Origin of the sequence: Haloferax sp. KTX1 (genome assembly GCF_902410085.1) — an archaeon.
Lineage (GTDB): Archaea > Halobacteriota > Halobacteria > Halobacteriales > Haloferacaceae > Haloferax > Haloferax massiliensis.
The window spans coordinates 18,643-32,192 of the sequence record NZ_CABPRH010000012.1; the positions used below are offsets into that span (position 1 = coordinate 18,643).

Sequence of the window (13,550 nt, forward strand, 5' to 3'; positions counted from 1 at the left end):
CCAGACGTGCTCGCTTCGCTGTGCGCGACTGGTCGGGTTCAATCTCTCGAAGCCGTGTCACTCCTCACGGTTGTTCGGAGTAGAAACGGGCTGGGAGGGACTTGAACCCCCGACCGTCTGGTTAAAAGCCAGACGCTCTGCCTAACTGAGCTACCAGCCCTCGGAGTTTCTTTAAGTGGGGATACTGATAAGCGTTTATTTTCACAGCCCCCGCCTGCTTTGTACCCCGTTGCCGTCTCCCACATCATGGACCTGCGCGATTTCGTGGACACGCTGCTCCGGTTCGAGAGCGTCGCCCGCGCCGAGGCCCCGGCCCAGCAGTGGGTCAGAAACCGACTGCACGACTTCGAGTTCGACACCTACGAGTGGACCGCCGACCCGGCGCGGCTGGCCGAACACCCGTCGTTCCCGGACGACCCCGACGACATCGACACCGCGAACCGCCCGAGCGTCGCCGGCGTGGTCGAGTTCGGCGACCCCGACGCGGGACGGACTATCGTCCTCAACGGCCACGTCGACGTGGTGCCAGCCGACAGGGGGCTGTGGTCTCACGACCCGTACATCCCCGACTGGGACGACGACGCGGGCACCGTCAGCGCCCGCGGCGCGGCCGACATGAAAGCGGGGCTCGCGGCGTGCACCTTCGCGGCGCTCGACCTGCGCGACGCCGTCGAGGCGGGCGACCTCGACCTCGACGGGCGGGTCGTCGTCGAGAGCGTCGCCGGCGAGGAAGACGGCGGCATCGGGGCCGCCGCGGCCGCCGTCGACAACCCCTACCCGTTCGAGCGGGACGCCGCGGTCGTCGCCGAACCGACGCGGCTCAAGCCGGTCGTCGCCACCGAGGGCTCGGTGATGAAGCGCCTCCGACTGACCGGACGCACGGCGCACGCGGCCTCGCGGTGGCGCGGCGTGGACGTCATCGAGAAGTTCGAGGCGATTCGGGGGGCGTTTTTCGACCTCGAAGCGGAGCGGACCGACGCGATCAGCCACCCGCGTTTCGACTACCCGATACCGTGGCCCGTCTGCGTCGGCCGCGTCGAAGCGGGGTCGTGGGCGTCGAGCGTCGCGGGGTCGCTCACCGCGGAGTGGCGACTCGGCGTCGCGCCGGGCGAGACGGTCGCCGAGGTCGAAGCCGCGTTCGACGAGCGGTTGGCGAACGTCGTCGCCGACGACGAGTGGCTCTCGGCGCACCCGCCGACGTTCGAGCGGTTTTCGGTGCAGTTCGAACCGGCCGAAATCGACGCCGGCGAGCCGGTCGTGGAGTCGCTGCGGGCGGCGCTCCGGGCCGACGGCCGCGACGACGAACCGGTCGGCGCGACCTACGGCGCGGACTCGCGACACTACGTCGAGGCGGGGATTCCGACGGTACTGTTCGGCCCGGGAAACATCGACCACGCGCACTTTCCGGACGAGACCGTCGAGTGGGCGGAAGTCGAGGTCGCTCGGGACGTGATTCGCGAGACGGCGGCGCGGTTCCTTCAGTCGAGGTAGTCGTCGAGGGCGTCGGCGACCACGTCGCCGGGGGCCGAATCTTCGAGCGAGGCGCGGCGGCGGAGTTCGAGGTACGCGTCGGCCGGGAGCGTCACGTCGAGCGTGCCGATGTCGACACCGTGGTCCGACAGCGCGTCCACGACGGGCGCGCCGTCGTTGACCTCGCTGGCGAGCCGGCGGACCTCGCGGACGGTCAGCCCGGCGTCGAGCGTCGCCCACGCGAGGTGGAGTCTGGCGTCGCCGGAGACGCGGGCGATGTGCTTTGCGGCCGTGGGCGCGATGCGGCCGCGGGCGACGTGCCGGCGGACCGACTGCGGGAGGTCGTGGACGCGGGCCCACTTGCGGATGAAGGAGACGGACACGTCGCCGCCGGCCCGCTCGGCGGCGCGCTTGTAGGAGCCGACGCCGCGGACGAGCGCGGCGCAGGCGGCCGCGCCGCGGAGCATGAACACGTGGTCGTCGTCGCCGGCGGTGGACTCCGAAAACGAGCGAACCGTTCTGGCGGCCTCGGCGAGGCTGTCGGGGTCGGTGGGGTCGAAGCCGACGGCCTCGCGGGCGCGGTCGCCCGTGACGGCGGGGTCGCCGCGGACGACGGGTTCACCGACCGGTTCGCGCCGGTCGGCCGGAACCTCGGTCGTTCGTCGGCGGTCGTCGTTCGTCATCTACGAATCGATAGCGCGTTCGGGCTTAAAAACGTCCCCCCGAGAGGCGAGATTCGCGCGCGAACGAGAGGACAGAGAGATTACTCCTCGCGGGACTCCGAGAGGTGCGACCAGATTTCGGTACAGCCAGCGCCGTCTTCGAGGTCCTTGAGGTGGGCCGCGGGGTCTTCGTCGTCCGCCTCGGCGGACGGCTCGGCCTCGGCGTCGCGGTCGCGTTCGGGTTCGAGTTCTGCCTCGCCGGTCATGCGTCACCCTCCGTGGACTGTTCGAACAGCTCTGGGGCGACGTCGGCGGAGGCGTGTTGTCGGACGGCGGTGCGGTGGTCACTCATCACCACCACGTACCGGCCGGACCCGCATAAGGGAATCCGCACCTGTAATGTGTACCCCCACTCCCGGCTACCGGAACGGGTTGCCCCTACCTCTGACGGCCGATTTCGGCACAATCGCACGACTACGGTCGAACTACCGCCGAAGCGGGCGTCGCGCTCCCCCGCGGGGATTGCGGGCGTCGCCCCGCATAGGTAGCCGGAGCGCGGAAGGTGAGGTATGAGCGTCTCCCTGCGCGTCCTCGACGACGGGGCGTGGGTCTCCGTGAACGACGCCAGAGAAGTGAGCGTGAGCGAACTCTGGCGGCTCGACGACCCGTCATTCTGTGGGTGCGACCTTCCCGACTTCGTCGTCGAGAACGTCCTCGACGTCGGCGCGGACGGCAGAACCGTCGCCGCGAAAGTGTACGGCCAGTGCATCGCCTGCGGCCAGACGGGCGTGCCCGGCTGGGTCCCGGTCGGCAGGCTCCGCGAGGGCGAATTCGTCGATATCGACCGCGAGCGGGTCGTCCTCCCGGTTCGAAGCGGCGACGACAACGAGTAGGCAACATTATCCTCTTTTGGGCAGCACCGGGAAGGGTTGACGGTACGCTCGGGGCCTTACGTGGGCACGTATATGGATAGTCATACGAATGCCCACGGACGTCGAACGCTGGAAGTCGGAGGTCTACGGTAACGAGATACGAGAGCACCTGCTCGAATTCGCCGAGCAGGGCTGGGACACCATCCCGGAAGACGAGCGAGACGCCTGGTTCGAGCGCTTCAAATGGTGGGGACTGTACCACCAGCGCAACGGCCAAGAGTCGTACTTCATGATGCGCATCGGGACGCCGAACGGCGTGCTGACGCCCGGCCAGACCGAAGTCGTCGCGGAGGTCGCCGACGAGTACGCCCGCGGCCCGGCCGAAAACCCCATCTTCGGCAACGGCTACGTCGACTGGACGACCCGCCAGTCGATTCAGCTCCACTGGATCAAGCTGGAGGACATCCCGGAAATCTTCGACAAGCTCGAATCGGTCGGTCTGTCGACCCAGCAGGCCTGCGGTGACTCGTGGCGGAACATCGTCGGCTGTCCCGTCGCCGGCAAGGACAAACACGAGCACGTCGACGCGCTTCCCGTCGCGATGGAGCTCAACGAGACGTTCAAGGGGAACGACGACCACTCGAACCTCCCGCGCAAGTGGAAGGTCTCCATCACCGGCTGCCGCGAGGGCTGCGGACAGGGCGACATCAACGACCTCGCGCTCGAACCCGCAACGAAGGAAATCGACGGCGAGGAGACGAAGGGCTTCAACATCCGAATCGGCGGCGGCCTCTCGCGGAACGAGCCGCGGTTCGCCCGCGACATCGACGTGTTCGTGACGCCCGAGCAGGCCGCCGAAGTCTCGGGAGCCATCTCCGCGCTGTTCCGCGACAACGGCGACCGCGACAACCGCTACAACGCCCGCATCAAGTTCCTGATGGACGAGTGGGGCGCGGAGAAGTTCCGCGACGTCCTCCAGGAGGAGTACGTCGACTTCGAACTGGAGACCGCCGGCGAGGACCTGCGCTCGGAGTACTCCTACAACTCCGGCTACGCCGACGGCGGGCACTCCGACCACGTCGGCATCCACGAGCAGGCCGACGGCAACTACTACGTCGGACTCGACGTCCTCGTCGGTCGCATGGGCGTCGACGACACGAAGGAACTCGCCCGCGTCGCCGACGAGTACGGCTCCGGCGAGATTCGCATCACCCAGCGCCAGAACGTCATCATCACCGACGTTCCCGAGGAGAAGCTCGACGCGCTGCAGGACGAGGCACTCCTCGACCACTACTCGCCCGACCCCCACCCGTTCATGCGCGGCTCCATCGCCTGTACGGGCACCGAGTTCTGTTCGCTCTCCATCGTGGAGACGAAAAACCGGCAGGTCCGCTACGCCCGCTGGCTCAAGGAGAACGTCGAACTCCCCGCGGGCGTCGAGGACTTCCACATCCACCTCTCGGGCTGTACGGCCTCCTGCGCCCAGCCGCAGATCGCCGACATCAGCCTCCGCGGCATGAAGACCCGCAAAAACGGGGACCCGGTCGAGGCGCTCGACATCGGCCTCGGCGGCGGCCTCGGCGAGAACCCGAACTTCGCCGAGTGGGTCACCCAGCGCGTCCCCGTCGACGAGGTGCCGGGCGCAATCAAGAACCTGCTCGCCAACTTCGAGGAGCGCCGCGAGGGCGACGAGACGTTCCGCGAGTTCGTCGCGCGGACGGACGAAGAAGAGCTCGCCGAACTGGTCGAACCCGAGGAGACCAGCTACGAGGACCCGATGATGCACAACACGAAGCGCACGTGGTATCCCTACGCCGCCGACGACTCGATGGACGCGAGTCCCGCGCCGACCCGCGCCGACGGCACGCCCATCCCGAGCGACGACTGAGCCGACCGTTTTCGGCCGGTGACCGACCGCGACCGCCGCGTTCGTCGCCGGGTTCCGACCCGGTCCGCGCCGGTGACGACTCCGCCGCGCTACCTATTTACGACGACACCGAACACTACTCACAGATGCCAGACCGAATCCTGAAGGTCAACGCCTACACGACGCTGGACCTCGTCGACGCGTCGGCGACGGGCCACGACTTCGAGGAGTCGGCGTTCGCCGTGTGCAACGTCACCTCGCCGCGGAAGCACCCCGACGAGATCACCCTCGAACTCGAACTCGACTGGACGCAGCTCGACGCGCTCGCGCCGCACGCGGACAAGCTGACGCTGTCGCCCGAGGAGGCCCGGACGCTCGCGGCCGACCTCGAAAAGCACGCCGACCGCGTCGAAGCCGAACAGCGCGACTGACCGCAGTCTCCCGATTTTCGAGACGGTTCGACGACCCGGAGCGGCGCGGCCGGTCGCGGGAGCCCGGCGGTTCGTGGCAACATCCCCCGTGACAACTTCTAACCCAGGTTAGTCAACGAATCGTGTGAAACCGTGTCTCGAATGTTTGATTCGTACTGCAACGAGACCAATCGTTAGACATATGCCGTCGGAAGTCGCAGGATGTGTTGTGATACAGACGACGCCTCTACGCCGTCCACGTACCGAGCGTCGACCGCACTCCACCTCCCGCGCCCGCCCGGCGAATCGAACGCCGGCCACAGTGCGGGGGGTGGTGGCGTGAGCCGTCACCGGACCCTCGTCCTCTTCGTCGCGGCCGCGGCGCTGTTCGGCACCTCCTTCGTCGGCATCAAGGCCGCCATCGGGTCGGTGCCGCCGGTGCTGTTCGCCGCCTTCCGCGTCGACGTCGCCGCCGTCGTCCTCCTGACGCTCGTCGCCGTCCGCGGCGGCTACTGGCTCCCGCGGACCCGCGCCGACGCCCTCGGCATCCTCGCCAGCGCCGCGTTCGTCCTCGGGGCGAACAACGTGTTCCTCTTCCTCGGCCAGCAGCACGCGACGACCGGCGCGGCGGCGGTCATGTACAGCATCATGCCCGTCGCCTCCCCGGTGTTCGCCGTCCTGCTCCTCGACGACGCGCGCATCTCGGCGGTCGACGCCGCCGGCATCCTGCTCGGACTCGTCGGCGTCGTCGTCATCGTCGGCCCCCAGAGCGTCCTCGGCGGCGGGAGCGTCGGCCAGGCGCTCATCGTCTGTTCGGCGCTGTCGGTCGCCTTCGGGACCGTCCTGCTCAAGCGCGTCGGGCCGTCCATCGGGACGCTTCCCCAGACCGCGTGGGCGATGGCGGCCGCCGCCGTCGGCATCCACGCCGCGAGCCTCGGTCTCGGCGAGTCAATCGCGCAGGTCGCGTGGTCGCCGGAGCTCGTCGCCGCGATTCTCTACGTCGGGATGCCCGCGACCGCCGCGGCCTACCCGGTCTACTTCGCGCTCCTCGCGGAGGCCGGCCCGGTCCGCGGCAACCTCGTCGCCTACGCGATGCCGGTCGTCGCCACCGTCACCGGGTGGGCGTTCCTCGGCGAGTCCGTCTCGCCGGCGACCGTCCTCGGCTTCGGCGTCATCCTCTCCGGGTTCGTGCTCGTCCAGCGCGAGAGCGTGGCCCGGGTGGTCGGCCTGCGGGGAAGCGTCCCCGCCGAAGCCGAGTGAAAACACGGTGTTTTTGAAAGTATTTCTTTCTGATAGGTTGTCGAAGTCGTACTGAACAGAACGCACGCCTCGGTCACCGACAGTCGAGCGACAGTAGTTCTCGCATTACGAGAGCCACCTGACAGCGATGTATCTCTTTGGCTCGAATTATCATGAGAACCATGACCGAGACCACCGTAACCAAACGCGAACAGGCCATGAGTGACTACCTCGCGCTGTGGCACGGGGAGTTCTCGAAGATAGACGTGCTCTCCGATTCGTTCGTGGCCTACGAACCGAGCGCTCCGGGCGGCGAAGTGCGCGGGCCGGACGCCTTCGAAGCGTACGTTCGTCGACTCCGAACCGCGTTCCCCGACTTCACGATCACCCCCGAGGCCGCGCTCGAAGACGCGGAGATAGTCATGACCGAGTGGACGGGGACGGGCACGCACGAAGGGGAGTTCAACGGGCTCCCCCCGACCGGCCGCACGTTCGAACACAGGGGGATGTCGAAGTTCGCCATCGCGGACGGCGAGATACGGGAAGAGCGGATGTACTACGACCCGCGGGAGATCGCCGAGCAGCTCGGCTTCCTCGAAGAGTGAGCGCGAGGGGCGTTTCTCTTCAGGTCAACGGAGCGAAACAGAACCGAAAACGGAGACAGCAGGCCGAAACAGAACTTACGCGGCGACCCGCCGCCGGACCGCGACGGCGACCGACACCAGCGTCTCCTTTTTCATCGCCGCGAAGCCGAGGAAGATGGCTCCGAAGCCGACGAGCGCCGTCGCGTCGATGACGTGGCCGAGGAGCGCCCAGCTCATGAGCGCCGCGACCACGGGTTCGACGTAGCCGATGAGGTTGAGTTCGGTCGGCCCGAGGCGGTCCAAGAGTTCGAAGTAGAGGAGGAACGCCACCGCCCCGGAGACGAGCGTCAGGTAGAGGAACGACGCGACGCCGGCGGGGGCGAGTTCGATGGCCGAAAGCGACTCGCCGTTGGCGAGCGCCCAGCCGTGGAGCAGGACGCCGCCGCCGAGCATCGCCCACGCCTGCATCGACTGGACCGGGAGGTCGGTCCGGAGCGGGCGGGTGAGGACCGCGCCGAGCGCGAACGACACCGCGGCGAGGAAGATGAGGACGATGCCGAGTCCCTGCGTCGACCCGGCCGAGCCGGAGAACGCAGAGACGGGGTCGGCGACGAGGACGACGCCGGCGAAGCCGGCGAGCAGTCCGACCGTGGCGGTCCTCCCCAGCGACCCCTCGGTGAGGACGAACGAGGCGAAGACGGCGGTCAGGATAGGCGAGAGGCTGATGATGATGGAGGCCACCGCGCCGGGGACGTGTTCCTGTCCGAGGTACAGCAGGCCGTGGTGGGCGGCGATGATGAACACCGCGCCGATGGCGGTCGCGAGCAGTTCGTCTCTCGTCTCCGGCCGCCAGCGGTCGGTCGAGTAGCAGGCGTACGCCAGTATCACGAGGCCGGCGAGTTCGTAGCGGAGCGCGGCGAAAGAGAGCGTCGGGAAGAACTCCAAGCCGACCTCGATGGCGACGAACGAGGTGCCCCACATCGCCGCGAGCGCGACGAAAAGCAGGGGCGTCGTCGGAATGTTTGTCCAAGTGGTTCGCGTCATAGTCGAATCTGTTTCATCTCTCAGAGACGCACCGTGTTAAAGTCTTCTACAAGAGAATTAGATTGAGTTGGAGTTTAGAATATGTTTTCCGTGTTTTACTGTATCAAACACCGTATAATTCGTGATAGTTCGATTGGATTCGAGAGGTGGCGAAAACGGCGGACAGAACAAGGACTTACCTCACCGACCGCAACGGGAGGGTATGGACGAACGCGACGTGCGCCTGTTGAAGGCCATCGCGGACCTCGGGACGGGCAGTCCCGAGAAGCTACACGAAGCGACGGACATCCCCGTGTCGACCATCCACTACCGCCTGAACAACCTGAAAGACGACGGCGTCATCGAAAACGACCTCTACGACATCGACTTAGAGGCGTTCGGACTCGGCGTCACCGTGGTCGTGGAAGTGCTGGCGGACTACAGCGGGTCGTACGAGGAAGTCGGGAACAAACTGCTGGAGATAGAGGGCGTCACACAGCTCTACTTCACGATGGGTGAGACGGACTTCATCGTCGTCGCCCACCTCGCGGACTCCGACCGCGTGGAGCGCCTCATCAGCGACTTCGAGGCGACGCCGGAGGTCGAGCGAACGAACTCGACGTTCGTCATCTCCTCGATGCGCGACAGCCACCGGGCGCTCCAGAGCTACACGCTGGAGACGCTCCTCGACGAGTTGGGCATCGAGGACTGACAGTCGCCCGGGAGCGTATCGCGGTTGGTCACGTACTACCGACCATGTCGAACGACGTGCGAACGTGGCTGGTCGAACGGACCTACTCCGACGACGAACAGAACGTCATCATCCTCGTGTACGCGACCCCCGACGGGACGCGCTACCACCGGAAGGAGCGCTCGCTGACGAGTTTCGAGTCCGACGTGCGCGACACCTACGCCGCCGTCGACGTGCCCGAAGACGAACTGGGCCGCGTCGGCGACGAGGAGACGAGAGAGGCCTACGCGGCCGCCGCGAGCGAGATGGCCGAGTCCCACGAGCCGACCGACACGGTCTGAGCGGGCGGCCGGCTCAGGCGACCGCCGCGAGCGGGATGGAGACGACGGCCACCGCGCCCACCGGGTCGTTGTCCTCGAAGTGGACCTCGCCGCCGAACGAGTCGACCAGTTGGTTGACGAGGTAGAGTCCGAGGCCGGTGCCGGTGCTCTCCAGTCCCTTTTCGCCCTTGCCGAAGACGACTGACTTCCGCGCGTCGGGGATGCCCGAGCCGTCGTCGGCGATGCGGATGCGCGCCGTCTGGGCGTCGTCGTCCACGGTCGCCGAGACGGTGACGACGGTGTCGTCGGCGTTGTGCTGGACGGCGTTGTTGAGGAGGTTGCCGAGCACCGACGCGATGAGCGGGTTCGCGCGCACCGCCACGTCCGGAATCTCGCCGTCCACCTCGAACGTCGCGCGCGGGAACGCCTCGCGGCGGACTGCGAGTTCGCGCTCGACGGCGTTGGCGAGCGACATCGGGCGAGTCTCGACGCCGCCGCCGCTCATCGTCTCCATGAGGTCGCGGGCGACCTCGGTTATCTCGGTGGTGTGGCGACCCGTCGAGAGGATGCGCGAGAGGATGTCCGCGCCCTCCTCGTCGACGTGCTCTCGGAGGAGCTCCGCCCAGCCGACGACGACGGCCATGTCGTTTCGGATGTCGTGGCGGACGATGCGGTTCAGCGCCTCCAGTTCGGCGTTCATCCGTTCGAGTTCGTCCTCGCGGGTGCGGCGGGCGGTCACGTCCTGAATCGTCCCCCTGAGCGACGACACCCGCCCGTCGCGGATGACGGGTTCGCCGCGGGTGCGGACCCACACCTCCGCCCCTTCGGCGGTGATCAGTCGGAACTCGTCTTCCCACGGGACGCCCTCGGACCGACAGCGGTCCAGCAGTTCGCGGACCCGGTCTCGCTCGTCGGCGGCGTAGAACTCGACGGCGTCGTCGACCGTCGGCTCGTAGTCGAGCGACACCGCGTGGATGCGCTTGGTCTGGTCGGTCCACGCCAGCGTGGCGGTCACGAGGTCGAGCTCCCAGCCGCCCACCTTCGAGATGCGCTGGGTGCGTTCGAGGAAGTCGCGGCTCCGTTCGAGTTCGTCCTCGCGGAGCTTCTGCTCGGAGAGGCTCTGGAAGACGATGACGTTGCGGTCGCCTTCGAGAGACGTGATGGAGAACCGAACCGGGACGAGTTCGTCGTCGAGCCGGCGAATCGACACCTCGCCTTGCCACTTCCCGTCGGCTTCGAGCGCGGGCGGAATCGTCTCTCTGAGCCGTTCGAGTTCCGCCTCGTCGTGGAGGTTACCCCAGCCCGTCCCGAGCATCGCCTCGGTGTTCGGGTAGCCGCAGATGTCCGCCGCGGCCTCGTTGACGTACACGTGTCGGTCGTCCTCCGTGATGGTGACCCCGGCGTCGACGGCGTCGACCGCGCCCTTGAACGCTTCGAGGTCGCGCTCTCGGCGGCACTCCGCCGTCACGTCTTCGACCGTCGAGATGAGTCGGTCCCGGCCCGATATCTCGGCGACGGTGAGGCTGACGCGAATCCAAACGGTGTCGCCGGCGGCGTTCTCGATGGGCCACGTGAAAACGGACCCGCCCTCCTCGCGGGCGGTCTCGACCTCGTCGAAGGCGCGCTCGGCGTCGTAGCCGGGGAGGTCCGCGGTCACGTGCGTCGGACTCGTGTCGATGACCGACGCGCGGTCGAGGCCGAGGATATCCAGGTAGTGTTGGTTGATATCGACGAGTTCGAGCGTTTCGAGGTTTCGAACCGCGAGCCCGACGTTGACGGCCTCGAAGAGCGCGCGGTGGTCGAGCGAGCCGACGGTGTTCCGGGCGGCGTCGTAGACGACGTGCCCGAGGTTGTCGAGGTCGTGTTCGTCGGGGGCCGACCGCTCGAACGAGACGAGCGGCACGCCGTCGACGCGGAGCTTCGAGACGAGCGGTCGCCCCTCCGAGTCGGTGGCCTCGGTCGAGACGACGAGGCAGTCGATGCGACTTCGTTCGAGCACCGCGTGAACCGCGCCGGGGCTGTCGGCAGTCGAGACGCGGACCGCGGTCGTCGCGTCGCCGACCGCGGCGGGAAGCTCGGCGGCGAGACGCTCGCGAACGGCGGCGTCCTCGCTGACGACGAGGACGTGCAACCGACCAGGCATACCGGCGAAAAGGACAGCGGGGTTCAAGTATGAACCGGCAGCTGTCGGGGAAAAATCACGACCGGCCGTCCGAGCGAACGCCGTGCCCGACCGCGCCGAAGATTCTAACCTCCGGGCGGCCCAAAACGTGGAAATCCAATCTTTGCCGGCGTCGGAGTCGAAGGCTCGAAGCGACAACCGACCTAAACGTGGAGCGCGTACTGGTATCTATGGGGCGGCCACCGCCGCCTCGGTGAACACCATGACGACGACAAACGACTCGACGCGACTCGCGGGCATCGTCCTGCTCGCGCTGGTCGCGCTGTTCGCGCTCCCCGCCCTCTTCGGGATGGCCGGCCTCGGCGGCGGGATGCCGATGGGGTGGGGCGGCGGCTGGATGCACGACACGTGGATGCACGGCGGGACCGGCGGGACCGTCCCGTGGTGGATGTGGGGCATGGGCCTCCTCGGCCAACTGCTCGTCCTCGCGGTGATCGTCGCCGGCGGCGTCCTCCTGTTCCGCGCCCTGCGCGACGGAAGCGACGGGGGCGACACCGCGCTCGGCGAACTCCGCCGGGCCTACGCCCGCGGCGACATCGACGACGAGGAGTTCGACCGCCGCCGCGAGCGACTCGAACGCGACTGACGCGTCGGAAACCGAGACAGTCAGGTCGTTGCAGGCGAAACGAAGGGGCTTCGACCGGGTGGCTATCGCGGGAGTCCTCCCGGGAACCGGACGCGCGCCGACCGCAACGACTATGATTGTTTAGGCCAACCTAAAACCATGAGCACGGATTCGTCCGGTGGGAAGCTCCGCTCGTTCGTCGGTCGGTTCCGGTCGCAACGGACCCGCCTCCGCGTGTCCGCGTGCGTCGCCGCGAGTCGGTCGATAGCGGTGCCCGACGACGACGCCGACGACCGCGTCTGAGCGTCCGAGGGCCGGAGCGCCGTCAGCCGCCGCGGGGGGCGATTCGCCCCGACCGCCGCGCGCCTCAGACCTCGACCGTCGCCCCGATTTCGGGAGCCGTAGCCTCGTAGCCGTCGGCGCGTAGCTCCTCGGCGAACGCCGCACAGCGGTCGCCGTGGTTCACGAACACCGGGGCGTCGCGGTAGTCGTCGAGGAACGACAGGAGCCCGCCGCGGTCGGCGTGGGCCGAGAAGTCGTACATCTCGGCGCGGGCGGCCACCGGAACGACGCCGCCGTTGAGTTCGCAGCGGCCGCGTTCGACCAGTTCCCTGCCCGGCGTCCCCTCGACCTGATAGCCGGTGAGACAGATTTTGTTCGTCGGGTCGCCCCGAATCTCGGGGATGTACGTCATCGCCGGGCCGCCGGAGAGCATCCCGCTCGTCGTCACGATGACCGAGTTCTGCCGAGCGATGCGCTTGCGCTGGCCGTCCCGCCCCGAGACGATTCGGGCGTTCGACTTCGCCCGCTTGAGCGCCGCCGCGTCGCGGACGTAGTCGGGGTGGTTTCCGAGCATCTTCAGCACGCGTATTCCCATGCCGTCGACGTAGCAGTCGATGTCGTGGGCGTCGAGCACCATGAGAATCTCCTGCGTCCGGCCGATGGCGAACGCGGGGACGACGACGGTGCCGCCCTCCCAGACGGTCGTCCGCACCGATTCGACGAAGCGCTCCTCGACGGTCGCACGGTCGTCGTGTTCCACGTCGGAGTAGGTGGACTCGCAGACGACCACGTCGGCGTCGGGGCGGTCGGTCGTGCCCGAAACCAACCGCTGGTCGTCGGTGTGGAAATCGGCGGTGTACAGCAGGCGCGTCTCGCCGTCGTCGACGAGGACGTGGGCGCTGCCGGGGATGTGGCCCGCGTTGTAGAACGTGACCTCGTGACCGGCCGCCTCGAACGGCTCGCCGTAGTCGTGGTGTTCCGACTGCTGGGTCATCCGCCGGACGTGCGTCTCGGTGAACGGGGAGTTGTAGCTCCCGCCGTGGAGTTTGAGCGTGTCGCGCGCGAGGGTCCGGGCGAGTTCGTCTGTCGGCGGCGTCCAGTGGACCGCCGGCCAGTCGTCGCCGGAGAGGAGCGAGGGGACCGTCCCGACGTGGTCGAGGTGGCCGTGGGAGACGACGACCGCGTCGGGCTCGATGGAGCCGACGGGGAACTGCGGGGGGTTCCCGGTCAGCATCCCGTAGTCGAGCAGCAGCGAGTCGTTGACGAGAATCGCGCTGCGCCCGACCTCCTCGGCCCCGCCGAGGAACTGGAGTTTCATTGCCGGCAGTACCGACCGGAGGGGCTTTTGCTCGTCGGTCCGGCCGGGCCGGGCCGACGGACTCG

The 13,550-nt window shown here is 67.8% G+C and carries 15 protein-coding genes and 1 tRNA gene; 10 read left to right on the plus strand and 6 right to left on the minus strand.

Features of this window, described 5'->3' with window-relative positions; translation table 11 throughout:
* Positions 1-86: 86 nt before the first annotated feature.
* Positions 87-160, minus strand: a tRNA-Lys gene (locus FY251_RS16710).
* 86 nt (positions 161-246) lie between these two features.
* Here FY251_RS16710 and FY251_RS16715 point away from each other — a divergent pair.
* A complete protein-coding gene (locus FY251_RS16715; protein WP_148416204.1) occupies positions 247-1,491 on the plus strand; it encodes a M20/M25/M40 family metallo-hydrolase in 1,245 nt (414 codons plus the stop codon).
* Here the strand turns inward: FY251_RS16715 and FY251_RS16720 are convergent.
* Positions 1,479-2,153, minus strand: coding sequence for a hypothetical protein (locus tag FY251_RS16720; protein WP_148416205.1), 675 nt, complete (start codon positions 2,151-2,153; stop codon positions 1,479-1,481). The two genes, FY251_RS16715 and FY251_RS16720, sit on opposite strands and share 13 nt — an antisense overlap.
* 80 nt (positions 2,154-2,233) lie before the next feature.
* The gene (locus tag FY251_RS22655) at positions 2,234-2,398 is read right to left on the minus strand and encodes a hypothetical protein (protein WP_187367427.1); all 165 of its coding nucleotides are present in this window, start codon (positions 2,396-2,398) and stop codon (positions 2,234-2,236) included.
* Between the two features lie 303 nt (positions 2,399-2,701).
* Here FY251_RS22655 and FY251_RS16725 point away from each other — a divergent pair, with 303 nt between their 5' ends.
* From FY251_RS16725 to FY251_RS16745, 5 genes are all read left to right on the plus strand, one after another.
* The gene (locus FY251_RS16725; RefSeq protein WP_148416206.1) at positions 2,702-3,025 is read left to right on the plus strand and encodes a hypothetical protein; all 324 of its coding nucleotides are present in this window, start codon (positions 2,702-2,704) and stop codon (positions 3,023-3,025) included.
* An 88-nt stretch (positions 3,026-3,113) separates the two neighbouring features.
* Positions 3,114-4,892 (plus strand): nitrite/sulfite reductase, encoded by a 1,779-nt coding sequence (locus tag FY251_RS16730; protein ID WP_148416207.1) that lies wholly within the window; start codon positions 3,114-3,116, stop codon positions 4,890-4,892.
* A 125-nt stretch (positions 4,893-5,017) separates the two neighbouring features.
* Positions 5,018-5,302, plus strand: coding sequence for a DUF6360 family protein (locus tag FY251_RS16735; protein WP_008574757.1), 285 nt, complete (start codon positions 5,018-5,020; stop codon positions 5,300-5,302).
* Between the two features lie 318 nt (positions 5,303-5,620).
* On the plus strand, positions 5,621-6,541 hold the full coding sequence (locus FY251_RS16740) for a DMT family transporter (protein ID WP_148416208.1): 921 nt from the start codon (positions 5,621-5,623) through the stop codon (positions 6,539-6,541).
* Between the two features lie 161 nt (positions 6,542-6,702).
* On the plus strand, positions 6,703-7,125 hold the full coding sequence (locus tag FY251_RS16745; protein ID WP_148416209.1) for an ester cyclase: 423 nt from the start codon (positions 6,703-6,705) through the stop codon (positions 7,123-7,125).
* Positions 7,126-7,200: 75 nt separating this feature from the next.
* Here the strand turns inward: FY251_RS16745 and FY251_RS16750 are convergent, their stop codons facing one another.
* On the minus strand, positions 7,201-8,148 hold the full coding sequence (locus FY251_RS16750; protein ID WP_148416210.1) for a DMT family transporter: 948 nt from the start codon (positions 8,146-8,148) through the stop codon (positions 7,201-7,203).
* Between the two features lie 202 nt (positions 8,149-8,350).
* Between FY251_RS16750 and FY251_RS16755 the strand changes: the two genes are divergently transcribed.
* On the plus strand, positions 8,351-8,839 hold the full coding sequence (locus FY251_RS16755) for an Lrp/AsnC family transcriptional regulator (protein ID WP_004041677.1): 489 nt from the start codon (positions 8,351-8,353) through the stop codon (positions 8,837-8,839).
* A 44-nt stretch (positions 8,840-8,883) separates the two neighbouring features.
* On the plus strand, positions 8,884-9,159 hold the full coding sequence (locus tag FY251_RS16760; RefSeq protein WP_148416211.1) for a hypothetical protein: 276 nt from the start codon (positions 8,884-8,886) through the stop codon (positions 9,157-9,159).
* Between the two features lie 13 nt (positions 9,160-9,172).
* On the opposite strand, the gene FY251_RS16765 is transcribed toward FY251_RS16760, so the two are convergent.
* On the minus strand, positions 9,173-11,281 hold the full coding sequence (locus FY251_RS16765) for a PAS domain-containing sensor histidine kinase (RefSeq protein ID WP_148416212.1): 2,109 nt from the start codon (positions 11,279-11,281) through the stop codon (positions 9,173-9,175).
* A 241-nt stretch (positions 11,282-11,522) separates the two neighbouring features.
* Here FY251_RS16765 and FY251_RS16770 point away from each other — a divergent pair, with 241 nt between their 5' ends.
* Both FY251_RS16770 and FY251_RS22660 read left to right on the plus strand, forming a co-directional pair.
* Positions 11,523-11,906: an SHOCT domain-containing protein gene (locus FY251_RS16770; protein WP_148416213.1), complete on the plus strand. Its 384-nt coding sequence runs from the start codon at positions 11,523-11,525 to the stop codon at positions 11,904-11,906.
* Positions 11,907-12,044: 138 nt separating this feature from the next.
* A complete protein-coding gene (locus FY251_RS22660; RefSeq protein ID WP_187367428.1) occupies positions 12,045-12,188 on the plus strand; it encodes a hypothetical protein in 144 nt (47 codons plus the stop codon).
* Positions 12,189-12,252: 64 nt separating this feature from the next.
* Here FY251_RS22660 and FY251_RS16775 read toward each other — a convergent pair whose 3' ends face one another.
* Positions 12,253-13,485 (minus strand): MBL fold metallo-hydrolase, encoded by a 1,233-nt coding sequence (locus FY251_RS16775; protein WP_148416214.1) that lies wholly within the window; start codon positions 13,483-13,485, stop codon positions 12,253-12,255.
* Positions 13,486-13,550: the final 65 nt, after the last annotated feature.